The organism is Neobacillus sp. PS3-40, from assembly GCF_030915485.1.
Taxonomy (GTDB): domain Bacteria; phylum Bacillota; class Bacilli; order Bacillales; family Cytobacillaceae; genus JAUZPL01.
The window spans coordinates 4,330,749-4,355,713 of record NZ_CP133266.1; the positions used below are offsets into that span (position 1 = coordinate 4,330,749).

Below are 24,965 nucleotides of genomic sequence, written 5' to 3' on the forward strand. Positions count from 1 at the left end.
AATTCATATGGGTAATTCCCATAAAAATAGGGTCTATTGGCAAACATCCCTTTTGATCATAGGTTTCTGTTTATAACTATTTTACTACAGGAAAAAAGAAATAGAAGGTTTTATCTGAATTATTAAAATAGTAAGAACGTCAAAAAAATAAGTAAAGGAGAAAATCCCCTTTACTTATTTATAGAACACTTTATCTATATTGAATTTCGCATGGAGTTTATTAATAATGTAGGTTTCATAAATTTCCCGATCCATCGCGTCTTCGACAACACAAACAGCAATGGTAAATACATCATCACGATTCTGTTTGATAGGGGATACAGTATCTTCAAAATGCTTCTTAACTCTTGGTCGTAATTTTCTTGCTTTACCAACAAACAAAAGTTCATCAACATTATTATAAAACAAGATAATTCCACCTTTATCCCTAGGGATTTTGTGGTAGTCTGTAAAACCATACACACTGCTTATTTCCGATTCAACACGTTCTCCCAGTTGTCTTTGTTTAGTAATGACAACATCAGGAGTTGGTATTTCAATTTTAATCATTCTAATCACATCCTATTCCTATTCTTGGACTATGGTATCATACTTTCTTAAAGAAAATCCACTTATCATGGATTTAATTCAAGGGAAATAAAATGTAGGATCCCCAATAAAAGAGCAGCCTTTTAAATCAGGCTGCTCTTTTGAATGCAAATTTGCTAATTGTATAAAAAATTTCTCCATAGAAATTGTTCTATTTCTACAGAAAGGTAGGTTTAGTATAAAACCTAGCTAGCTTTTGTTAGAGATTTCTTTTGTTGGTTGGATTTTAGTTTCATATATACTGGGATTCCAATAATAGCAATTCCAATTGACAAGAACGCGTCGATAGGGGAATTGATGAATGTGCTTCCAACGATATATAGTGCACCAACCACCGCAACAATTGGTGTAAATGGATATAATGGTACTTTATAGAGACTTTTAGCACCAATATCTTTTTTACGTAATAAGAAAACAGCTAAAAAGGCTAAACCGTAAAACAAAAAGACAGAAAACATTGCAATATCGGAAAGTCGATCAGGATTTCCAAAAAGCATCATAAAAATAGCAATTACAAGTTGAGAGAGGGTTGCCCCAATTGGTGTTTTAAACTTTGGATGGACTGTGGATAATGCTTTTGATCCAGGAAGGATCCCATTACTGGCCATTGCAAAAGGAATTCTTGGAAAAGTTAAGATTTTTCCATTTAAGCATCCAAAAATGGAAACCATTATTCCAATCGTTATGATATTTCCACCCATTTTTCCAAATAGAAGCGCAGCTGCAGTACTTGCTGCATTTGGTCCTAATGCAACAATCTTACTAGCAGGTAAAACATGAAGCATAGCGATATTGACGGTTAAGTAAGCGACAATAACAATGAGAATACCAGAAATAATTGCTCTAGGAAGTGTTTTGCTTGGATTTTTCATTTCTCCAGCTATATAACCAACGTTCATCCAGCCATCATATGCGAAAAGAGTTGCTAAAATAGCGGCACCCATGCTAAATGATTGATTCACGCCACTCTCCATGTTAAGGATGTGCATGTCCCCATTAAAAATACCAAACGTTGCGATTAATATAATAGGAATTAATTTTCCAATGGTGGCGATGTTTTGGATAAAACCACCGTATTGCGTACCTAATAAATTCATGAAACATAAGAAAAGGATTGTTATAATTCCAATAATAATTTTACTATTTTCAGAAAATCCGAAAAAACCAGCAACAAGAGTACCGAAATATAAACTTAGGGCGCCCATGATCGCTGGCCCATAAACGAGGGTTTGCACCCAACCACATAAAAATCCCCAAAACTTTCCGTAAACCTCTTCAATATAAACATAAAGCCCACCTGTTTTTGGAATCTTAACGCTCACCTCTGCGATTGTTAATCCGCTGGCAAGAGTGATAATTCCACCTATAATCCAAGCCCAAAGGGCAATTGTAGAATTACCAGTTGCTGCAATTACAATTCCAGGTTTCATAAAGATCCCGGATCCAATAACAGTACCAACCACTAAAGATGTAGCAACAGAAAAACCAATATTTTTCTTTAAATGTGCGTTATTCCCCATGTCCATCCTCCGTGTACAAATGTATTTTTTGTATAAATGGATTATAACACAATGCTTTCTTAGAATAATTTTTTAGAAAATTTAAATTTTTATAGATTGCTAATTGGAAACGGAAAATAGTAAATTTAGGTATTTAATTCGTAGATTTACGACCAATCATAAAAATAGATAATAGAAAAGCTGCCGAGATAAAGGCAGCTTTTCACCATTATTTTTGATAGACAGGTTCATTTCCTTTTACTTCATTTAGGTATTTTGCAGCTTTTTCGTTATCAAATTGTTTTTCCCATTTGGACATAACCACAGCAGCAAGGGAGTTACCGATAACATTTACAACGGTCCGGGCCATGTCAAGGATCCTGTCAATTCCAGCAATAAAGGCTAGCCCTTCAATCGGTATGCCAACGGAGCCTAATGTAGCTAACAATACAACGAAGGAAACACCTGGAACACCAGCAATTCCCTTAGATGTAATCATTAGAACAAGCATAAGGGAAATCTGCTGACTAATTGAAAGATGGATACCATACATTTGAGCAATAAAGATAGCAGCCAAAGCCTGATAGAGAGTCGATCCATCAAGATTGAACGAGTAGCCAGTTGGAATCACAAAGGAAGCAATTGCTTTTGGGCAGCCGAATTTTTCCATTTTTTCCATGATTTTTGGAAGTACAGTCTCAGAGCTTGAGGTAGAGTAGGCTAGTACAAGTTCATCTTTTAAAATCCGAATCATATCAAAAATATTGACCTTAATTATTTTTGCAGTAAGGCCAAAAACAACTAAAATAAAGAAAATCATTGTCCCATATACGGTAATAATTAATTTGCTTAATGGTATTAATGAAGATACACCAAACTGTGAAACAGTTACTCCGATTAAGGCGAATACGCCAAATGGGGCGAACTTCATAATTTGATTGGTTACGTAAAACATTGCCTCTGCAGTACCTTGGAAAAAATGCAATACAGGTTTGCCTTTTTCTCCAATTGCTGCCACCCCTAGACCAAAGAATACAGAAAAGAAAATAACAGCAAGCATGTCGCCCTTCGCAAGGGAATCAAAAAGGTTCGCTGGTACAATATTGATAAAAGTATCTGCAAAGCTATGATGCCCAACTTCTTTAGTTGTTGTGATATAACTTCCAATGTCTCCTTTTGTTAATTCTCCCATGTTAATGCCTGTTCCCGGATGGAAAATATTAGCGGATGATAAACCAATAATAATAGCAATAGTAGTAATAATTTCAAAATAGAGAATCGTTTTTCCGCCTAATTTTCCTAGCTTTTTAATGTCCCCAACTCCTGCGACACCAACAATTAGACTTGAAACGACAATAGGTATTACAATCATTTTTATAAGACGGATAAAAATCGTTCCGATTGGTTGTAAATATATTTGGACGGAAGGGTTACCATAAAAAATTGCCCCCACAACAATCCCGAGAATTAAGCCAATTAATATTTGCCATGCTAAACCAAATTTTTTCAAAAAAATCAATCCTTTCTTTTGCTAACAACTCCGTTGCATTATGTATCATTTTATTTTGAAATATTCATATTAACAATATATAATTTAGATAATAATCATCTCAATTTGAGATAGAATGAGGAAATGATGGAATTACGACAATTAAAATACTTTATCGAAGTGGCGAAACAAGAGCATATATCTATCGCCGCGGAAACACTACATATCGCACAATCAGCAGTAAGTCGACAGATTAGTAATTTAGAGGCTGAATTAGGAGTCCAACTCTTACAAAGGGAGGGTCGGAATATTAAATTAACACATATTGGCAAACTGTTTGCCGAACAAGCAGTTATTTCATTAAACGCTATTGCCAACGCCAAACAATTAATAGACGAATATGTCGACCCTGAACGAGGGACGATACGAATTGGGTTCCCATCTAGTTTAGCAAGTAATACTCTTCCAAGGATTATTAAGGCTTTTAAGAAAGAACACCCTGATGTTCGCTTTCATTTACGACAGGGAGGGTACGATTTTCTAATAGAAGGAATTAAAAAAAGGGAAATTGATCTAGCCTTTATCGGGCCTATTCCGAAATTTGATTCAAATATTCACTCCGATATCCTTTTTACGGAAAATTTCGTTGCCTTACTACCGAATAATCATCTGTTAGCAGATAAAGAAACTATTTCATTATCCCAGTTAGAAAAAGAGAGATTTATATTATTTCCAGAAGGGTTTATTTTGCGGAAAATTGTTGAAGATGCTTGTCTCCAAGCCGGGTTTCAACCATTCATCCCTTGTGAAGGTGAAGACCTTGATGCTATAAAAGGGTTAGTTTCAGCTGGAATTGGGATTACATTATTACCAGAACTCATTTTGTATGAGAATATTCCGATCGGAACTGTACAAATAAATATTGACGAACCAAAAGTAATAAGGACCGTCGGAATCATTACCCCAAAACATCGAGAGTTATCGCCTTCTGAACAATTATTTTATGATTTTGTGATAGCTTATTTTTCAAAGAACCCAAAATAAGTAACAGTGGGTTGGCATTTACCAACATCATTGCTATAATGGGGGAGGAAATAAGTTAAATACGATAAATGTAGGGGGACCAGTTGTGCTGGTTGAGATTTCGTCCTTTTAGGCGATGACCCTTGGAACCTGATCTGGTTGATACCGGCGGAGGGAACATATTCTTAAACAATTAATGTTTGCTAATATGCGCCCAGGGCTTCGGTCCCTGGGTGCTTTATTTTGTTTGAATACTGTTTTGTTCGCTAAGCAGAATGTATATCCATAAATTCTGCTAGCGCATAAGGGCAACTTGCTTAATCTTCGCCCTTAAGGGCTCGCCAATCGGCGAATTTTCTTTATATAATAATCATCATGATTATGGTTTGCATTAAACTTATTTGATTTGTTTCTCAGATTTAAACTATTTACATATGGAGGATTAGAAATGAAGAAATGGCTCGTTTTATTAGTATCTGTTTTTCTCATTGCTGGGTGCAGTGCAAATAAGCAGAAAGATACAAGTAAGGAAAAAAATAAACCGCTTAAAAAGATTTCTGTCGTGTTGGATTGGACACCAAACACGAATCATACAGGATTATATGTAGCAAAGGAAAAAGGTTATTTTAAAGCAGAAGGTTTAGATGTAGACATTATTATGCCAGGTGAGGCTGGTGCTGATCAGTTAGTAGCATCAGGTAAGGCTGATTTTGGCGTGGGTTACCAGGAAGCGATTACACAGGCACGTATTCAAGGTGTACCGCTTGTTTCGATTGCCGCTGTTATTCAACATAATACTTCAGGATTTGCTTCACCAGTAGCTAAAAATATCAAATCACCGAAAGATTTTGCAGGGCATACTTATGGAGGCTGGGGCTCACCAGTTGAAAAAGCTGTTATTGCATCTTTAATGAAAAAAGAAAATGCAGATGTAAATCAGGTGAAGATTATTAATACTGGAGACACAGACTTCTTTACAGCAGTGAAAAGAGACGTAGACTTCTCTTGGATTTATTACGGATGGACTGGTGTGGAAGCAGAGCTTCGTAATGAAAAAATTAATATGATTTATCTAACAGACTACTCCAAAAAGCTTGACTACTATACGCCGGTACTAGAAAGCAATGAAAAAATGATTGCGAAAGACCCTGAAACTGTTAATGCCTTCTTAAAAGCAACAACAAAAGGCTATAAGTTTGCCATTAAAAATCCAGATCAAGCAGCAGATATACTCATCAAAGCCGCTCCAGATTTAGATCCAAAGCTAGTGAAGAAGAGTCAGGAATGGCTATCGCCTAAGTATCAGGATGATGCGAAAGAGTGGGGTATTCAAAAGCAACAGGTTTGGGAAAATTATTCTACATGGATGTTTGATAACAAACTTCTTGATAAAAAATTAGATGCGAAAAAAGCTTTTACTAATGAATTTTTACCAAAATAGGGGGCAATGAATATGGCAAATTCTCTAATCAGCATTCAAATTCTGCCGAAAACAAAAGATGGTGAAGATGTTATTCCATATGTGGATGAAGCTATCAAAGTGATTCAGGAATCTGGTGTGAAATATGAAGTCCACCCATTGGAAACGACAATGGAAGGCGAACTACAACAATTATTTGATGTCATCACGAAAATGAATGATCGTATGATTGAAATTGGAAGTAAAAATGTGATTTCACAAGTGAAAATATTGTACCAACCATCAGGCATTACCATGGATCAATTAACGGGAAAATATCGCTAATGAATAAGAATCTTTTAAAAGGGTGGAGACCATTAGTGGTTCTCCTCCTTTTGTTCGTCATTTGGGAAATTATTGTAAAAGTCGTGAATGTACCAGAATGGCTGTTGCCACCACCCTCAAAAGTATTTACGGAGGCATTTGCTGGGTGGAGTGATTTTTATCCAGATCTATTTTCAACCATTAAAATATCCCTATTTGGTTTTGCTGTCGGGGCATTCATCGGAATGGTAGTGGCGGTTCTCCTTCATTTAGTTCCAATATTACGGGATTCATTCTATCCATTATTGATTTTGTCGCAAAATATACCAATTATCGTTCTAGCTCCGCTTTTAGTCATTTGGTTTGGTTTTGGATTATTACCAAAAATTATCGTGATTACACTAGTTTGCTTTTTCCCCATCACAGTTGCTACATTGGATGGATTTAAACAAACTCCAGCAGAACTTAAAACATACATGATGATGGCTGGTGCTTCGAAAACACAGCTATTTTGGAAATTAGAATTCCCATTTTCATTGCCATCTATTTTTTCTGGTTTAAAAATTTCCGCTACTTATAGTGTTATGGGAGCTGTTATTTCTGAATGGCTTGGAGCAAAAGAGGGAATTGGCGTTTATATGACCTTTGCCTCATCTTCGTTTAGAACGGATAGGGTTTTTGTGGCTATATTTGCGATCATGTTCTTAAGCCTTCTTTTTTTTCTGTTGATTGTTTTAGTTGAACGGCGAGTTGTCCGCTGGCAACCGAAAGGGGATGGTCAAAAATGAGTCATTTAGTTTTAAAGGATGTTTCGAAAAGCTTCGGTCAAATTGAAGTGATAAAAGAGATGAATTTTTCGATAAAAAAAGATGAGTTTGTTTCGATTATAGGCCCTTCTGGAAGCGGTAAAAGTACAATCTTCAATTTAATTGGGGGAATTTTATCTCCAGACAATGGAAGCGTCGTTTTACAAGATGAGGTGATTAACGGAAAACGTGGCTATATCAGTTATATGCCGCAAACTCCATCCCTTTTTCCCTGGAGAACGATTCTCGAGAATGTCCTCCTCGGACAAGAGCTTCAAGGAAAAAAAGAAGTAGAAAAAGCAAAGGAGATGCTCTCCATTGCAGGCCTTTCGGATTATGAAAAAGCGTATCCACATGAGCTGTCAGGGGGTATGAAGCAAAGGGCGGCGTTTATCCGAGCTCTCCTAAGTCCACAAGCGGTTATTTGTCTCGATGAACCGTTTTCAGCCTTGGATGAACTAACACGTTTTGACATGCAAAAATGGTTGCTTTTGGTATGGGAATCCCATAAACGAACGATCCTATTTATCACTCATAATATTGAAGAAGCGCTATTTTTATCTGATCGCGTTATCGTGTTATCACATAAACCTTCAAAGGTAGTGACCGAAATAGAGGTTCCATTTCAAAGACCACGGAACGCAAGTATTTTGTTGGATGAAACCTTTATGAAATGGAAAAGGAAAATCCATTACTCATTAGTAGGAACGGGGCGGGAGGATTAAAGTATGAAAATGATTGATGCACATATTCATTTAGATCATTATAAGGATAAGGAAATTTCAAGTATTATCGAGGAATCAAATCTTAATGATGCCTTGATTTCCGTTTCATTTAATCTAGAATCCTGTTTGAGAAATCTACAATTATCGCAAAAATTTCAAAAGGTAAAACCGGCGTTCGGGTTCCATCCGGAGCAGCCTATACCGACTGAGGAACAGCAAAGTGAACTACTTAACTGGATGAACGAGCATCGACCTGAAATGATAGCCATTGGTGAGGTCGGACTGCCATACTACTTAAGGCTGGAACAAAAAGTTTCTAGGAAGCAGTATGCTCAATATATCGACCTTTTAGAAACTTTTATTCAATTAGCAAAAAAATGGGAGAAACCAATTGTTCTTCATGCTGTCTATGATGATGCCCCAATTGTATGTGACCTTTTAGAAAAATATTCAGTTACTAAGGCTCATTTTCATTGGTTCAAAGGGGATCAAAAAACGATCAAATGGATGATTGCGAATGGGTATCATATTTCGATTACACCTGATGTAGTTTACGAACAAGAGATCCAACAATTAGTTCAAAATTACCCTGTAGAGCAAATGATGATTGAAACTGATGGTCCATGGCCATTTGAAGGTCCATTTAAAGGGAAAATGACACATCCTGATATGATGATCGAATCGATCGGTATGATTGCAAAAATAAAGCACCTGACGCAGATAGAGGTTGCAGAACGATTGTTGCAAAACACCAAGGCTTTTTATCAGATTTAATATAATCCAATGTTAATTTTGTTTAACTTTTAAGCAAGTGAAATATGAGAAAATATAATAATTGTATTGAATTAACCAAAATAAGATAACTGATTTAAAGTACAGCATAAGTTTTGGGATATAAGAATTCGAACGCATTAAAAAGCAGCTACCAAGTATATATAAGTAGTTCAGTTTTGGAGTACAAAATGTAAAATAACACTCCAAAACGAACTACTTTTTTATATACTTTCCGTAATATGAATCGTATGCTAATTCGTATAATTTTGAAGAGTAGATTGGAATAAAAATTACGGAGGACTTTAACAAACAACAGGCATTTTGTTGAAAAATATTTTTTTTGTCACTAATATCAATGCAATTCTCTGAGTAAGTAACATCAATAAACGCAAAGAAGGGATAGTTTATTGACTATCCCTTAAATTGTCTATCGACTCGCGTTAAATAAATTTGTTGTCTGTTTTTATTGAGTGTCTTCGTCGCTTTTGTACTCCAAAATATCACCTGGCTGACAATCCAAAGTCTTACATATCGCTTCTAATGTTGAAAAACGAACCGCTTTTGCTTTCCCATTCTTCAGAATAGAAAGATTCGCCATAGTAATTCCAACCCTCTCCGAAAGCTCCGTTACACTCATTTTTCGTTTTGCTAACATCACATCAATATTAATAATAATTGCCATATTCTCCACCTCAGACCGTTAAATCATTTTCTGATTTTATGTTAATCGCTTCTTGTAGAAGCCGTTGGAGGATAGCAGCAAAAACGGCGATAACCAACGATGCAAAAATGATGATGAGCCCCATTAATCCAATAGGAGGGTCAACTTTCTTCGCTATAAAACGAAAGAGTGGCAAACCTAATACATACAAACCACTGATTGTAATCGCACAGCACTTTATGTTCTTTAACGCCTTTACAGATAATTCCGAGAACGCTGTGTTCTCGTCAATGTACCGTAAAAGGTTGAAAGCCTGATAGAGAGCAAAGTAAAAAGGCACAGCCGCTCCATACATCACGATGAAAAAGAGATATTTCATTGGGGCAATATTTGGATACAATTTTGCTGCAAAATTCGCCATACGGGGCACTAAAAATATACATAAAGCAAGCACTGCAATTCCAGCCAGAAAAATAATTACCTTTAAGAAAGTGGTTGAACCTCGTTTACCATTCATTTAAAACACCTCACTTATTTAATGACAACATCATTTTATCGCATTATTTATCGTTTTACAATAAATTAGTATTGTTTTTCATTATATTAATATTGTTAACTGAATATCCTTTTTATTTAAAGTAAATAATATCATTTAAATCAAATTCTTTATTAGTGATGCCTAATCGTAATAAATCATCTTACTGTGATTATGGATATTGGCAATAATACTGATATAGCAACAAAAAAAGACACACGAAATCATTGACGATTTCGTGTGTCTTTTTAAGTGTTTTTTAATTGTTTGTACTCCAAAAGTGAACTACTTACAAGTATATAGTAGTTGCTTTTAAACTAGGTTTAATTATCCAATTTGCACTAACAATTTTGCTAACAGATTAATGGCAGCTTGAACAACCACGTCTATTTGTAGTTCTGTTTGAGTAACTGCAATGCCGTCTGAATCTTTAATTACTATTGTTTGCTTTTCGAAGTTTTTTATTTCTAAACTTTGTGAAATAGATTGTAATTGTTTTATATTCTTGTTTCCATCAGTTCCTAATACAATAATCGCAGCTTCGATTGCAGCTTGAAGTGCGGCTTGAACTAAAAGTAAACCTTGAACTTCAGTTTGTGCCACTGTTACATCGTGGGAATTTTCAATACAAAGCCCTTGTATTTCAGTTTGCTTAACATCTATATCATTTTCAGTTCTTTGAGTACGTCTTACTTGAGTCATTAAAATGCCCCCTTTCTACTTGGTTTCTATATATGGTATTCTTAATGGCAAACTAAGATTGGACAACTTAACTGATAAATTAGTGGAATTTATATACAAAACGTTTATGGCTTAGCTCCGCCCCTTTTCTTCCTACAAAAGATGTAATTGAAGGAAGGTTTAAATAAAAATTGGCGGAGATTTTAAGTGATCGTTCGTTCATAAATTTCAGGATAAATAAGAAAAGCGCAAGCGCCCTGCTTAGCCACGACAGCTACTTGCGGGCCCGGGTTGCTTTCGCTAGACAATTCTCAGGAGACCATATAAATTCTGACACTATAAATAAACGCAAGGTCATTTCACAATGACCTTGCGTTTTCTTATTATAAGGCAATGTTATTGAGCTCTGTTAATTGTGGATCATTTTACATTAGGCTCCCATTCATTCGAATGGAGCATAAATAAGCCAAGAATCAACAGAGTTGTTTACCATAGCCTTCTTTTAAGACTATGAGGGAGAGTTATTTAATGATTTACTTCTACTACTACTTTAGCTTTTCTTGATTTGTATAAACGCCATCCGGTTAACAAAGCGGCAATAAGACAAATGGAGGCTGAGCCGATAAAGACTACATGCATACCATCTAAGAAGATATCAGGTCTCTATGGGATTAACCCAGTTACTCGGTATCCAGCATTTTGGCTCATAACGCTGAACAAGGTAGTGGTCGCTAAGGAAATACCTACAATCATTCCGATATTTCGAATAAGCGAATTGACACTGCCAGCAATCCCTAATTGAGCTCTTGGCACTGTTGACATCACCAGCGAGGTATTGGGTGATTGAAATAATCCGCTTCCTAAACCAAGCAGCGCAACTAGCACACAAAGGAGTGTAATGGGACTTCCGCTATGTAATGTAGCTAATCCAAATTGTGCGATAACCATGACCAGCTCAGATCCTATCTTATCTGATAATGAACCACTTAAAGGTGCAACAATTGCCTTCGTGAATGGAAAGAGCATTAATAGGAAACTTGCACTGAGTGGCGATAAATGTAAGATGTTTTGTGTGTAAAAAGGAGAAATAATATTAAAACAAAAACTGGCCACGAAGACGAGAAATCCACATAAAATGCTAAGTGAAAACAAAGGATTTTTAAATAAAGCCAAATGCAACATCGGATCTGATTTTCGCTTCTCAACCCATAAGAATGATACAAAGGTGATGAAAGCAAGGGCAAATGATAAAAGAATCCGGCTATCTCGGTAGCCTACTTGTTGTCCCAGTAAAAGAGCCGCAAATAATGAGATAATAAAAGTGGCAAATAATAAACTTCCTGATATGTCCAGCTTTGCTTGACCTTCATTAGATCGACAGGGAATACCTTCCACCCTAAAGCTATTGCGATTAAGCAGATAGGTACATTTACCCAGAAAGTATACTCCCATCCAAAAAAGGAAACTATTAATCCTCCAAGTCTAGGACCCGCAATGCTTCCAAGTGTAACAAAAGTCCCGACCCACCCCAAAGCTTTTCCGCCTTCACTCCAAAAGAAGAATGACATTATGCCGATGATTGCGAAAATGCTCATTAATCGTTTGCCTGTAAGTCGTACTTGTGAGGCTTTAAATATTTCACCAAAGACCTATTATCAAATTAGAATGGCTTTATCGCAGATGTCTTGAATTTCTTGAGCGTTATGAACAAAAGCCTTTAGAAACAATGGAATTTTACTCTCTTTGGCCCAATACCGATAAGAAATCCTTTTTAAATGAGAAGTTTTTTTGTTACCTCGTTACTATAGTTATTATAAAGTGAATAAGTTATTTCCAACAATATACATTAAAAACCCATATAAAACACATCCTATTAATGAGAAAAGGAGGTGGTCTATATGGGTAATTTTTTTTATTAAATTGTTTTGATATTGTTTTTAATAACATTCAAAACAATAAAACTCTTTCTTTAGACCAGGTTTTAGAATCAGAAAAAGCCTTCTTTAATGTGCTCAATAATTATTGGTATCAAGAAAATTTTCTTACGCCAAAATGGTGGTTGCTTGTCATTCTTTCTATTGTTCCGGCAATTATTTGGTGGATATTTGCAGATAAAAGAAGAATTATGGAGATAACTACATTTGGTTTATTTTATGGTGTTACGTCAATTATATTAGATTCCATCGGAAGTAATGCCATGGTTTGGACTTATCAGATCCGTCTAACCCCTTATTTGGAACCACAAATGTACCCTTACGATGTTGGTATTGTAATTATTTTATTCATGGTTGTTTATCAAAGGTATGGAAAAGACTTTAAAACATTTATTTTTTATAGCTGTTTGTTATCCTTATTCCAAGCATTTTTGGCTGAACCTGCAATGGAGAGGTTAGACATATACAAAGAGATTTCTTGGAAACATATATATTCATTTCCTGTTTATTGGATAATTGGTATAACATGCTGGTCGATAGTAAAGTATTTTAAATCACTAGAGCAGAGAGTATAATATTTCGTCTTGTTCCTACATTTAAATTTAAAAGATAACACATACAATTCTAAACTTGAGGTGTTGTAATGGCTAAAATCATTTTGTGGCTTATGCTTATTATTCCTTGGACATCCTTGTTTTTTATAAAAAAGCATTCATTAAGGCGATTTATGCCTGTAAGCATCTTCGCGTCTCTTTTAGTAACACTAGTCTTTGAAATGGGTTATGTCTTCAATTGGTGGATTGTTCATAAGGAAATTATGCCATGGGGAAATATCACAAGCTTTCCTTTAACATATGGAATATTTTTAGCAGGAACAATATGGATTTTCAACTTTACTTTTGAAAAATCTTTTTGGGTATACATTATTACAAATGCGTTAATTGATGCTATTTATGCCTTTATTGGTCTGAACATATTAATATCCTACGGAATTTATAAATTGGAAAATATGAGGAATTTTGGCATTTTTATATTAATGCTTATTATAGCAGTTATTATTTATTTGTATCAAAAATGGCAAGATAAGATTATGAAAAATGAGTATGAATAAAATAAAGAGGGATTGCTACGGCAATCCCTCTTATAGAATCGAGCCAGCTATAAAAGTTTTATCAGAATAAATAGTCTTTAATCACTACTACAGCTGGTTTAGAATATTTACCTGGCTTTGCATCCTCTATTATTTCGATTGTCAAACTCTCAAAAAGTGTCCGTAAGGCATGCTTTTTTGATTCATAACTCATAAGATGCCATGAGGCTTTATAATCTTTTCAGATATTAAAGTTAATTCAACTTATTGATGAACATTTAAGAAGAATTTTTAAACTTACAAATGAAATTTTTTCTAATGTAAAATAAATGAATATATATTTTGAATTAAATCTAAATCAATAAAACATAAAAGACATGCTCAGATTAGGAATACCAAGAGATTTTTTTGAATTAATGTTTGAACATTGAATATAATGAGTTACTTACAGTATGCACGAGGAAACAAATCATCATTAGCAGCCAAGTGGCTGCTGGTTATATTTTTCGGTCAGTCTGTTCCTGTTGGGAATTATTCTTTTTATTCTTTTTAAATTTTTTCCGAAAGAAAACACATTGCCATACACTCCTGATTTCACCTACACATCCTAGTTAGAAATGGATAGTTTAAAAAAATGAGCTTGGAGTTTTCTACAAGCTCATTTTTAATGTGAAATATACTGTGAATTTAATTGTGAATACTTAAAGATTATTAATCAGATATTAAATGCGATTTTGTGTTTTGCACTTCTGAAGTAAACTCGTTATTCTATTAGTAACGGGTTCCTTTTGAAGGAGAAAATTTTAAAAATCAATCTATGTAGAGAGTTAATTAATAATAAAATTTGCACTCTATTTTTTTTATCTTTTTAAAGTTTATATTGAAAATTTTGCAGTTATTTTAAAATACAGTACATTTACAAAAAACACTGCTTTAAGGAATTTATCCGTGAAACAAACCATTCGAGGCAGTCTGTCAATTTAACTTCAGTGGCTGGGTTCCGGGGCCAAACAATGCTAATTGTACTATTTCTCCCTAACAATGGAACACACTATTCTATTAGTCAGGACTCTTATTTTTTTATCAATTTGCTTTAAAAAAACCCCTTTTTCCGTAAGCGCTTTCCGGAAAAAGCTCTTGACTTCGACGGAATTCGACAATATAATTCAAAAAGTGAAATTATTTAGATAATTAATTTATAACCGGGGGATATAATGAGTAATCTATTTAGAAAGAAATCAATAAGTACCATGATTGCACAAAGTAAAAAGGTTGAGCTTAACCGATCCTTAAGTTTATTGGATCTCATTTTCCTAGGAGTAGGATGTGTAATCGGAACGGGAATTTTTGTTGTCACTGGAGTTGTAGCTGCCCAAAGTGCGGGGCCAGCTATTAGTCTTTCTTTTATAATAGCTGGTGTTGCTTGTGCTTTGGCTGCTCTTTGCTATGCGGAATTTTCCTCTGTAGCACCGTTGTCAGGAAGTGTGTACACATATACCTATGCAACAATGGGTGAGCTTTTTGCGTTCTTAATTGGCTGGGACCTTATGCTTGAATATGTTCTTGCAATTTCTGCGGTTGCAACTGGATGGTCTGCGTATTTCCGATCATTTATTGAAGGATTTAATCTACATGTGCCAGCCTCACTATCTGCTTCTCCAGGAGCAGGAGGAATCGTTGATTTACCTGCTGTGATTATTATTTTTTTGATTACAGCTCTTGTTAGTAGAGGTGTAAAGGAAAGTACTCGTTTTAATAACTTTATGGTCTTAATAAAACTAGCTGTTATTTTAATCTTTATCTTTGCAGGAGTTAGCTACGTTAAGCCGGAAAATTGGACACCGTTCGCCCCATTTGGTTTCAAAGGCGTTGTTACAAGTGCTGCAACTGTGTTCTTTGCCTATATTGGGTTTGATGTTATTGCAACGGCGTCAGAAGAAGTGAAAAATCCAAAACGGGATATGCCAATTGGAATTATTGCTTCATTAGCTATTTGTACGGTTTTATATATTGCAGTATCACTTGTTTTAACTGGTATGGTTCCTTATACACATTTAAATGTTGGTGATCCTGTTGCAATGGCTCTTAAATTTGTAGGACAAAATAGATTAGCAGGTATTATCTCAATTGGCGCAGTTGCTGGGATTACCACAGTATTATTTGCATTAATTTTTGCACAGGTTCGATTATCTTTCGCGATGAGTCGTGATGGATTACTACCAAAAGGCCTTGCAAAAGTTCATAAGAAATATAAAACACCTTTTTCAAATACATGGTTAACAGGCTTTGTTGCTGCAGGTATCGCTGGATTTGTTGATTTATCAACGCTTGCACATCTTGTTAATATGGGAACACTAGCAGCATTCACCTTAATATCAATTGCTATTATCATATTAAGGGTAAAGCAACCAGAAATTAAGGCAACCTTTAGGGTACCGTTTGTTCCCTATCTCCCAGCAATTAGTGCCTTATTCTGTATATATTTATCAATAAGCTTACCAGCCATCACATGGATTTCATTTGGTATCTGGCTTTCAGTTGGAATTATTGTTTATTTCGTTTATGCAAGAAGGCATAGCCACTTAAACCGTGATATTGAATAATGAAATGGAATTAAATCAAATGTTGAATGACTCGGAAAATTTTCCGAGTCTTTTTTCGCATAGCCTCAAGGAAACCATCCATAATAAAAATATCTCCAAACCTTTTGAAAAGGAGGTATTTTTTTATGATTAAACTATTTTTGAGCCTGTTCTTAACAATAAATATGGCAGCAGTAATTGATTGGTCTTATAAAGGTGAAAAAGGCCAATACAAATGGGGTGAACTGAGTAAAGAATTTACTATATGTAAAAATGGAATCAAGCAATCTCCCGTTAACATCCATTCCGCCGATGTAAAATTACATAAAACTGATCAAACGATATCTATAAACTACAAGACCTCGGCTGTAACGATAAAAAATACTGGGCATACAATCGAAGTTAGAGTTAGTGGCAATGATAATTTTATCAGATTGAATGGAACCGTCTATTATCTATCTCAATTTCATTTTCATGCTCCAAGTGAACATCAAATCAACAATAGATCTTATCCAATGGAAATTCATTTTGTGAATAAGAGCAATGGGGGAAAATTAGCTATTCTGGCGTTCTTTGTGAAAATTGGAAAACATAGCGGACTACTAGATCCAATCTTTCAAAATTTGCCTAGTGAAAGAATGGAACAAATTAAGTTAAAATCAAACGTTCATTTCAATGACTTATTCACGAAAAAATCCTCGTTTTATTACTATATAGGCTCCTTAACGACTCCACCTTGTACAGAAGATGTTAAGTGGATCATATTTAAGCAGCCGATAGAGATTTCTACTGGACAACTAGCTACCTTTTCAAATCTCTATTACTTAAATAATCGTTCTCTTCAACCACTAAATAAGCGCAAAGTTAGCATTGGTACATTAAATTAGCCAAAGTTAATAGCTAATTTAATCAAATATTTTTGGCGCAATGACTTTTATCACAATTTCGAATGTAATTACGTTACTTTCTTATTATCCTAGGATTATAATAGAAATTGTACATAATAACTATGTAAATTAAGGGGGCTATATAAATGGAAAATTTTCGTTTTTCTATCAATGGAACTTGGCAAGGTGATCGTAATGGAACGGGGCACATCCGTTCAAAGGGTGGTTTAGACATAGAAGTTTCGGTTCCAAAAGAATTTGATGGTCCTGGAATTGGATCTAGTCCTGAGGAGCTCCTTATTTCCTCTTCTAATAACTGTTATATGATTACCTTAGCTGCCATGTTAAGCAAGCGTAATATTGATGTGGACAAATTAGAGGTTGTTTCAGAAGGAGTAGTCGAAAGTGAAGATGGAAAATTAAACTTCAAACAAATTATTCATCGCCCTATTTTTTATGTAGGAAAAGAAACTGATATTACTTCGGACAAATTGAAGGATATTGCAGTAAGAGCTGAAAAAGCCTGTTTTATTTCGCAAACTTTACGATGCAGTATTGATTTTTCAGTTGAACCCGAAGTGGTTTTACAATAATCGCTCTTATGTTTGATCTAAAACATAGTCTCTATTTTAAAGTATAAATGGAGACTTTTATTTAGCTTAAATATAATTTCCTAACCTAACCTTAACAAAATTGGGATATAAGAATTTGCCTCTAGGAAGACTAAACTTAATGAAGCATTAGATGATTTACTAAATATTTGTGTTAATCATTCATTTCTAAAAAGTTTGATATGTATCAAGTTAATTTTACTTATTTTTTCCTATGATAAGAAAGTATTAACAAAATGAAGGAGCTTCAATGCTCCTACGCCTGAAATGGGGTGCAAGTAATGATGAATAATCAAGATAGTCAAAAGATATGGGAAAAATTTTACGGTCCCAATATGGGCTATATTTACGAAGCATATGACATGTATAAGGAGAGTCCTAATTCAGTAGATCCATCACTTAAAGCATTATTTGATGAGTTTGGATCACCACCACTTAATGAACAAACGAACGTGTATGTTTCAAATGCAGCACCACAGGAAAATGTAAAAAATATTATTTCAGGGCTAAAGCTTTTCGAAAACATTCGTACCTATGGGCATCTAGCTGCCAATATAAATCCTCTTCATGATTCAAACGTGGATACGAGTTATTTAGATCTGGAAAAATACAAACTTAGCAGAGATGATTTAATCCAAATTCCAACTAAATTTCTTTGGGAGGATGCTCCACCTACAATACATAATGGGTGGGAAGCCTATCAGCACTTAAAGAACGTTTATACACAAACGATCGCCTATGAGTTCGGGCATATCCATCATGAAGAAGAGCAAAAATGGTTGAATAAAAATGTAGAAAATCTCGGTATTGTAAAGCCCATCTCACCAGATCAAAGAAAAGATCTTTTAGATCGTTTGCTCCAAGTAGATAGCTTTGAAAAGTTCTTACACAAAACCTTTGTAGGTCAGAAGCGATTTTCAATAGAAGGAATTGATATGCTTGTTCCGATGCTTGATAAAATTATTCAAGCAAGCATTGAAGATAAGGCAGACAATATCATGATGGGGATGGCACACCGGGGCCGATTGAATGTTTTAGCGCATGTACTTGGTAAACCATATGACCAGGTATTTTCAGAATTCCATCTATCCCCAAATAAAGAGCTTGTTCCATCTGAAGGTTCACGCGGTATTAACGATGGTTGGACAGGTGATGTAAAGTATCACCTTGGTGCAGAGCGGGAAATTAAGGGTGAAAAAGAACATACCATCCGAGTAAATCTAGCTAACAATCCAAGTCATTTGGAATTTGTTGATCCAGTTGTTCAAGGGATGACTCGTGCGGCACAGGAAGATCAAACTATAGCAGGTTTTCCAAACCAAAATACTCAAACTTCATTTAGTGTGTTAATTCATGGTGATGCTGCTTTCCCAGGTGAGGGAGTCGTTGCTGAAACATTAAATTTAAGTGATTTAAAAGGGTTTAAGACTGGTGGAACTATCCATATTATTGCAAATAACCAACTTGGATTTACCACTGATAAGGAAGATTCTCGCTCAACTAGGTATGCAAGTGACCTTGCAAAAGGTTATGAAATTCCAATTATTCACGTAAATGGGGATGATCCTGAAAGCTGCCTTGCTGTTGTTGAGTTTGCATACCAATACCGTAAAAAATTCAATAAAGATATTCTGATCGACTTAATTGGTTATAGACGATTTGGTCACAATGAGATGGACGATGCACAAGTGACACAACCATATCTATACGAAATGATTAATAAGCATCCAAGGATTGCTGAAAAATACGCGACCGAGTTGATTGCAAAAAACCTATGTTCAAAAAGCGAAGTAGATAAAAAGATTGAGGAAATCATGGGGAACCTTCAATCAGTTTTTGATAAAATCAACTCAAAAATGGAAACCTTACAAAATCAACCAGTTCCGACAGCAGTGGGAGATTTGGTGCCAGTGGTTGATACAACTGTACCAATAGATCTTTTGCAAAAAATGAATGAATCTCTTATTAACTGGCCACAATCATTAAACGTAAATCCGAAACTCGAACGGATTTTAAAAAGAAGAGAAAGTGCTTTAGTTGAAGGGAACAAGATTGATTGGGCTTTAGCTGAATCACTTGCTTTTGCTGCAATCATTACGGATGGAATTCCAATTCGCATGTCAGGTCAAGATAGTGAGCGTGGAACCTTTGCGCACCGCCATCTCGTTTTGCATGACTATAAAACGAATGAAACATTTGTGCCGTTACACCATTTGCCTGAGGCAAAAGCTTCCTTCTCTATTTACAATAGTCCATTGTCGGAAGCCGCAGTACTAGGGTTTGAATATGGATACAGCGTGCAGTCTCAAAAGGCACTTGTTATCTGGGAAGCACAATTTGGGGATTTTGTTAATGCTGGTCAGGTTATTATCGATCAATTTATTTCAGCTGGTCGAGCAAAGTGGGGACAAAAATCAAGTTTAGTGATGCTTATGCCCCATGGTTATGAAGGACAAGGGCCAGAACATTCCAGTGGCCGCTTAGAGCGTTTCATGCAAATGTCAGCTGAAAACAATTGGATTGTTGCGAATGTAACAAGTGCTGCTCAATATTTCCATATTTTAAGAAGACAATCAATGATTGCAAACACGGATGAAGCTAGACCACTGATTATTATGACCCCAAAGAGCCTTCTTCGACATGCGAAAACAGGGTCTCCAAGTCATGAATTAACAAATGGTGGATTTAAGCCGGTTGTGGAACAAGTTGGCACTGGAGAATTACCAGAAAAAGTAACGCGGTTAATTCTTTGCAGTGGAAAAGTTGCCATTGATTTAGCAACAAAAATGGAAGAAGTCTCGAGTGAAAAATTAGAAAAGGTTCATATAGCACGGGTTGAACAGCTTTATCCGTTCCCGAAAAATGAAGTTAGTGGACTAATTAATCGATATCCTAATCTAACGGAAGTGGTTTGGGTACAAGAGGAGCCAAAAAATATGGGAGCATGGACCTTTATTGAACCAAATCTTATGGAAATTGTATCTAAAAATCAAACAGTCCGTTATATTGGTCGACCATTCCGCTCAAGCCCTGCTGCAGGAGATCCGCAAATTTACAAACAGGCACAGGCAAAAATTATGAATGATTCCTTAAACATAAATAAAGGTGGGGATAGTCAATGATAGAAATTAAAGTACCAGAACTTGCAGAATCCATTTCTGAAGGAACAATCGCCAATTGGTTGAAGAATGAAGGAGAATTTGTTCAAAAAGGGGAGTCCATTGTCGAGCTCGAAACAGATAAAGTGAACATAGAAATCAATAGTGAATACAGTGGGGTTCTGAAAAAATTCCTATACCAACCAGGTGACACGGTCCAAGTTGGTCAGGTCATAGCCAACATGGAAGAAAATGAAACCGTAACCAATGGTAAGAGTGAACAAGTTGAAGGTCCACAGAAGACGGAAATAGAAAAGCAAATTGAGGCAGTTTCAAATACTGATGTTAGCTCACAAGAAAAACAAAAAGAAACGATTGCAAATCCTGCCGATTCTGTTAAAGACAAAAACAAACCTAATCCAGTAGCGTCACCAGCTGCCAGAAAAAAGGCGAGGGAATTAGGGATTGATTTGAGCGAAGTTCCGTATCAGGATTTACTTGGAAGAGTTAGAGTTGATGGGGTTGAAGCCTATAAACAATCTCTAGAAAGTAAACAAAATCAAGCTAACCAGGAGAAAAAACCTCAACAAGTAGCTACTGCCGGTGAAAAAGAAGAAATGATTGAAAGAGTCAAGATGTCAAGACGTCGCCAAACTATTGCAAAAAGGTTGGTCGAAGCACAACAAACTGCTGCTATGTTAACAACCTTCAATGAAGTTGATATGACGGCAATCATGGCTCTTCGAAGTCGTCGAAAAGATTCTTTTTATAAAAATAATGGAGTAAAGCTTGGGTTCATGTCCTTTTTTACAAAAGCAGTTATCGGCGCACTAAAAGCATTTCCGTTATTGAATGCAGAAATCCAGGGCAATGAGCTCCTTCTTAAAAAATTCTATGATATCGGAATTGCCGTATCCACTGATGATGGCCTAGTTGTACCAGTTGTCCGCCATGCAGACCGATTGGGATTCGCAGGAATAGAAAAGGAAATTGGAGTATTATCGGAGAAGGCAAGAACGAATTCACTAGCCTTAAGTGACTTACAGGGTGGAACATTTACGATTACAAATGGCGGAACATTTGGGTCGCTATACTCAACACCAATACTAAATGCACCACAGGTTGGAATTTTAGGAATGCATAAAATTCAAAAACGTCCCGTTGTTATCGACGAAACTGATACTGTTGAAGTAAGACCAATGATGTACCTTGCACTTTCATATGATCACAGGATCGTTGACGGTAAAGAAGCAGTGCAATTTTTGGTCATGGTTAAGAAGTTGTTAGAGGATCCAGAGGATTTGCTTTTGGAAAGTTAATTTCAATAGTAGAGAAAGGGTACCACAAATTGACCTTGTGGTACTCTTTTTTTTGACTATAAAAAATAGAATGTCCAAGAAGAATAAAATCCCGTTGAGAAACAAGTCCTTCATCAAGGTAATGAAGGACCAAATTCGGTTGAGAAACATGAAAAAGGTCCTTCATCAAAGCAATGAAGGACCAAACTTGGTTGAGAAACACTGAAAAGGTCCTTCATCAAGGCAATGAAGGACCAAACTAGGTTGAGAAACACTGAAAAGGTCCTTCATCAAGGCAATGAAGGACCAAACTAGGTTGAGACATATGGAAAAGGTCCTTCATCAAAGCAATGAAGGACCAAACTAGGTTGAGAAACTTAGGAAAGGTCCTTCATCAAGGTGATGAAGGACCAAACTCGGTCCCGAAACTTGGAAAAGGTCCTTCATCAAGGCAATGAAGGACCAAACTAGGTTGAGAAACTTAGGAAAGGTCCTTCATCAAGGTAATGAAGGACCAAACTAGGTTGAGAAACTTAGGAAAGGCCATTCATCATGGCTATGTGGTCATAAACTCGGTCGAGAAACACGAAAGACGATGAAGATACTCAGTTTTTCTTATGATGTTATGTTATAAAAATCTGTAGATTTTTGTCTCAATTTATGTGGTAACTAAGGAATGAGCCAAAAATTAAATGCTCAACAATATTGTTTTAAATAGTCTATTATTATTCTACCAACTCACCCACTTAAAATTTATCTTCCTTACGTATTTCTAAATATAAAAGTAATTGGAAATAATTCACGGCTATTCGAATTATTTATGCGCATGGTATATTGAAATAGAATTTTTAGAAAAATGCGATTTATCATATAAAGAAAAAGCCTCTTATTTTTTCAAAAATGACCACATTATAAATATGTGGAAAATGGTATAAATACATTGTAATGCTATCAAACTAGAAAACAGTCCTAAGGAGCGTACTCAACATGAAAAAACAACTAATGATAATGGCGACTTCTGCAGGTATCCTAATAGGATCCTTTTCAATTCGAGGCTATGCTGCTGAAAACACATACACAGTACAGTCTGGTGATTCACTATGGAAAATCGCAAATGTGAATAGTCTTTCAGTTCAAAATGTAATGACGTATAATAACTTAACATCCACAACTATCTATGTTGGCCAACAGCTAATTCTTATTCCTCCAACTATTCAAAATACAACCAACTATACAGTTAAATCTGGTGATAGTCTATCGGTGATTGCAAAAATATATAATACGACAGTGACAGACTTAAAATCTATTAATAACTTAACGACAGACCTAATCTTAATTGGACAAACTCTTAAAATACCAGTTGTCCAACCACAACAGCCAGTACCGGCACCTCTGCCATCACAATCAACTTACACTGTAAAATCAGGAGATAGCCTTTTCGCAATCACTCAGAATTTCCATTTAACAGTAGCGGATTTAAAAACCTTTAATGGATTAGTTAGTGATACTATCTATGTTGGACAAGTCTTAAAAGTTACTAATTCATCAATAACTCCAGAGCCAAAGGTAAATCCTTTGAATAGTGATGCTTTAATTACTGAGGCAAAAAAATATATTGGAGTTCCATATGTATGGGGAGGTAGCACACCTTCAGGATTTGATTGTTCTGGGTTCATCAATTATGTATATAATACACAAGGCTTCAGTGTTCCAAGAACTGTAGCTACACTTTGGGCTGCAGGAACAACCGAAACTGCTCCGCAATTGGGTGATATTGTTTTCTTTGGCACTGCCGGATCAGTTCCTACACATGCAGGAATCTATATTGGCAATAACCAATTTATCCATGCAGGGACTTCTACAGGAGTAACAATAACTGATTTAAGTAATTCTTACTGGAAGCCACTGTTTGCTGGTGTAAAAAGAGTTGTTCAATAAGATAAAGTAACTTTATAAAGTGGGCCAAATCATAAGATTTGGTCAATTTTTTTAAATTTCTTTCACAAATCTTTTATGTATCTACAGTAGCATTGTTTATCGCCGCCTTTAATCTCGGGGTGGGGTGGATGTTGTTTTTTTCAATGATGTTTGTAGGGATTGAAAACCTATTTTTAGAATATAAATATGTAAGGGATTTGATAATTTTTTCAGCTTCAGATATTTTTGGACTCCTATGCTGTTATTATTTTAATCAGGCATTGTCAAAGGTTCAAAAATAGAAGTGAAAATCCTGTTTTGTGGAATAAATGGTGCTACCCACCAAATTGTTAATAGGGGTGGATTTTGGCAGGCAGCACCCGAAATTTTAATACATAGGTTTTCTATTTCTTAATGCAAAGAGGGCGAAAGCTGCATATGGGGGGATTAAAATAGTAAGGATTAAATGTAGTACAGGGTTCTCAGAATATTTTTCGAAGATCCAATAATATAAGACACAGCCAAAGACTGCAAATGCAATAGTGATAATGCCACCTAAAATCGGGATCCAGCTAATTAAAAAAGTAAGTATTGCTGCCCACAATGCATATTTTCCACCATTATCTTTCATTTTACTCGTAACCAATTCTCCCATAATATAATAGTTTCCTATTGGTATCCATGCGAGCCATGCATTGCTAATCCCCAAGTTTTCTGCCATTTTCATTAAGCCGATGGCTAAGAAAATATAACAGATCAATCCCAGGAGTGTTAAAAAAATAATAAAGCCAACCATGGCTGTTCCAAAAAGAGCATCAGACGTGATTGCATTTATATCATCGCTATACATTTTTCATCCCTCCTGAAGTTACATTGCGAAGCCGGTCTCAACGTAAGATCTCCCTCCTTTAACGTTTGGTTGTAAACATTTAGATGGATGAAAGAAACTAATATGATTTTATGACTTATTTTTCCATATATGACATTGGCTTTCGTTTTCTTTAATTGGTGAATGTAGCGTGTGAAACTTGGTGAATCTAACAT

The 24,965-nt window shown here is 35.5% G+C and carries 21 protein-coding genes, 1 pseudogene and 1 riboswitch; of the genes and pseudogenes, 14 read left to right on the forward strand and 8 right to left on the reverse strand.

From position 1 onward, the window contains the following. Positions 1 to 174: 174 nt before the first annotated feature. The 3 genes from RCG20_RS21055 to RCG20_RS21065 all read right to left on the reverse strand — a co-directional run bounded on the left by RCG20_RS21055 (position 175) and on the right by RCG20_RS21065 (position 3,597). On the reverse strand, positions 175 to 549 hold the full coding sequence (locus RCG20_RS21055; RefSeq protein ID WP_308184420.1) for a nucleotide excision repair endonuclease: 375 nt from the start codon (positions 547 to 549) through the stop codon (positions 175 to 177). Between the two features lie 224 nt (positions 550 to 773). Continuing rightward, positions 774 to 2,108: an APC family permease gene (locus RCG20_RS21060; protein ID WP_308182090.1), complete on the reverse strand. Its 1,335-nt coding sequence runs from the start codon at positions 2,106 to 2,108 to the stop codon at positions 774 to 776. A gap of 208 nt (positions 2,109 to 2,316) precedes the next feature. After that, positions 2,317 to 3,597: a cation:dicarboxylate symporter family transporter gene (locus RCG20_RS21065; RefSeq protein WP_308182091.1), complete on the reverse strand. Its 1,281-nt coding sequence runs from the start codon at positions 3,595 to 3,597 to the stop codon at positions 2,317 to 2,319. A 126-nt stretch (positions 3,598 to 3,723) separates the two neighbouring features. Here RCG20_RS21065 and RCG20_RS21070 point away from each other — a divergent pair, with 126 nt between their 5' ends. The 6 genes from RCG20_RS21070 to RCG20_RS21095 all read left to right on the forward strand — a co-directional run bounded on the left by RCG20_RS21070 (position 3,724) and on the right by RCG20_RS21095 (position 8,627). Next, positions 3,724 to 4,620 (forward strand): glutamate biosynthesis transcriptional regulator GltC, encoded by an 897-nt coding sequence (locus RCG20_RS21070; protein WP_308182092.1) that lies wholly within the window; start codon positions 3,724 to 3,726, stop codon positions 4,618 to 4,620. 62 nt (positions 4,621 to 4,682) lie between these two features. Then, positions 4,683 to 4,793, forward strand: a riboswitch (TPP riboswitch). Between the two features lie 254 nt (positions 4,794 to 5,047). Next, entirely contained in the window at positions 5,048 to 6,040 is a 993-nt protein-coding gene (locus RCG20_RS21075; protein ID WP_308182093.1) for an ABC transporter substrate-binding protein, read from the forward strand. 12 nt (positions 6,041 to 6,052) lie between these two features. Next, complete coding sequence (locus RCG20_RS21080; protein WP_308182094.1) at positions 6,053 to 6,343, forward strand: thiamine-binding protein; 291 nt, start codon at positions 6,053 to 6,055, stop codon at positions 6,341 to 6,343. Then, positions 6,343 to 7,110, forward strand: a complete 768-nt coding sequence (locus RCG20_RS21085; RefSeq protein ID WP_308182095.1) for an ABC transporter permease — start codon at positions 6,343 to 6,345, stop codon at positions 7,108 to 7,110. Before RCG20_RS21080 ends, RCG20_RS21085 begins: the two co-directional genes overlap by 1 nt. After that, positions 7,107 to 7,853: an ABC transporter ATP-binding protein gene (locus RCG20_RS21090; RefSeq protein WP_308182096.1), complete on the forward strand. Its 747-nt coding sequence runs from the start codon at positions 7,107 to 7,109 to the stop codon at positions 7,851 to 7,853. The genes RCG20_RS21085 and RCG20_RS21090 overlap by 4 nt, the downstream gene beginning before the upstream one ends. Before the next feature lie 3 nt (positions 7,854 to 7,856). Continuing rightward, positions 7,857 to 8,627, forward strand: a complete 771-nt coding sequence (locus RCG20_RS21095) for a TatD family hydrolase (RefSeq protein WP_308182097.1) — start codon at positions 7,857 to 7,859, stop codon at positions 8,625 to 8,627. A gap of 463 nt (positions 8,628 to 9,090) precedes the next feature. Here the strand turns inward: RCG20_RS21095 and RCG20_RS21100 are convergent, their stop codons facing one another. The 4 genes and pseudogenes from RCG20_RS21100 to RCG20_RS21115 all read right to left on the reverse strand — a co-directional run. Beyond that, a complete protein-coding gene (locus tag RCG20_RS21100) occupies positions 9,091 to 9,309 on the reverse strand; it encodes a helix-turn-helix domain-containing protein (RefSeq protein ID WP_004434885.1) in 219 nt (72 codons plus the stop codon). 10 nt (positions 9,310 to 9,319) lie between these two features. Further along, the gene (locus RCG20_RS21105; protein WP_308182098.1) at positions 9,320 to 9,805 is read right to left on the reverse strand and encodes a DUF2975 domain-containing protein; all 486 of its coding nucleotides are present in this window, start codon (positions 9,803 to 9,805) and stop codon (positions 9,320 to 9,322) included. Positions 9,806 to 10,150: 345 nt separating this feature from the next. Then, a complete protein-coding gene (locus RCG20_RS21110; protein WP_308182099.1) occupies positions 10,151 to 10,525 on the reverse strand; it encodes a spore coat protein in 375 nt (124 codons plus the stop codon). 504 nt (positions 10,526 to 11,029) lie between these two features. Then, positions 11,030 to 12,078 (reverse strand): annotated as a pseudogene (locus tag RCG20_RS21115) (MFS transporter); the annotation flags it as partial. 485 nt (positions 12,079 to 12,563) lie between these two features. Between RCG20_RS21115 and RCG20_RS21125 the strand changes: the two are divergent. From RCG20_RS21125 to RCG20_RS21160, 8 genes are all read left to right on the forward strand, one after another. Continuing rightward, entirely contained in the window at positions 12,564 to 13,013 is a 450-nt protein-coding gene (locus tag RCG20_RS21125; protein WP_308182100.1) for a CBO0543 family protein, read from the forward strand. A gap of 68 nt (positions 13,014 to 13,081) precedes the next feature. Further along, positions 13,082 to 13,549 (forward strand): hypothetical protein, encoded by a 468-nt coding sequence (locus RCG20_RS21130; protein ID WP_308182101.1) that lies wholly within the window; start codon positions 13,082 to 13,084, stop codon positions 13,547 to 13,549. Positions 13,550 to 14,742: 1,193 nt separating this feature from the next. Beyond that, entirely contained in the window at positions 14,743 to 16,131 is a 1,389-nt protein-coding gene (locus RCG20_RS21135; RefSeq protein ID WP_308182102.1) for a branched-chain amino acid transporter BcaP, read from the forward strand. A 125-nt stretch (positions 16,132 to 16,256) separates the two neighbouring features. After that, positions 16,257 to 16,997, forward strand: coding sequence for a carbonic anhydrase (locus RCG20_RS21140; protein ID WP_308182103.1), 741 nt, complete (start codon positions 16,257 to 16,259; stop codon positions 16,995 to 16,997). Between the two features lie 146 nt (positions 16,998 to 17,143). Beyond that, entirely contained in the window at positions 17,144 to 17,590 is a 447-nt protein-coding gene (locus RCG20_RS21145; protein ID WP_308182104.1) for an OsmC family protein, read from the forward strand. A 299-nt stretch (positions 17,591 to 17,889) separates the two neighbouring features. After that, entirely contained in the window at positions 17,890 to 20,730 is a 2,841-nt protein-coding gene (locus RCG20_RS21150) for a 2-oxoglutarate dehydrogenase E1 component (RefSeq protein ID WP_374120494.1), read from the forward strand. Next, entirely contained in the window at positions 20,727 to 22,025 is a 1,299-nt protein-coding gene (odhB, locus tag RCG20_RS21155; protein ID WP_308182105.1) for a 2-oxoglutarate dehydrogenase complex dihydrolipoyllysine-residue succinyltransferase, read from the forward strand. The genes RCG20_RS21150 and odhB overlap by 4 nt, the downstream gene beginning before the upstream one ends. A 966-nt stretch (positions 22,026 to 22,991) precedes the next feature. Beyond that, entirely contained in the window at positions 22,992 to 23,942 is a 951-nt protein-coding gene (locus RCG20_RS21160) for a C40 family peptidase (protein WP_308182106.1), read from the forward strand. Between the two features lie 367 nt (positions 23,943 to 24,309). Here the strand turns inward: RCG20_RS21160 and RCG20_RS21165 are convergent, their stop codons facing one another. Continuing rightward, complete coding sequence (locus RCG20_RS21165; RefSeq protein WP_308182107.1) at positions 24,310 to 24,771, reverse strand: hypothetical protein; 462 nt, start codon at positions 24,769 to 24,771, stop codon at positions 24,310 to 24,312. Between the last annotated feature and the right edge of the window lie 194 nt (positions 24,772 to 24,965).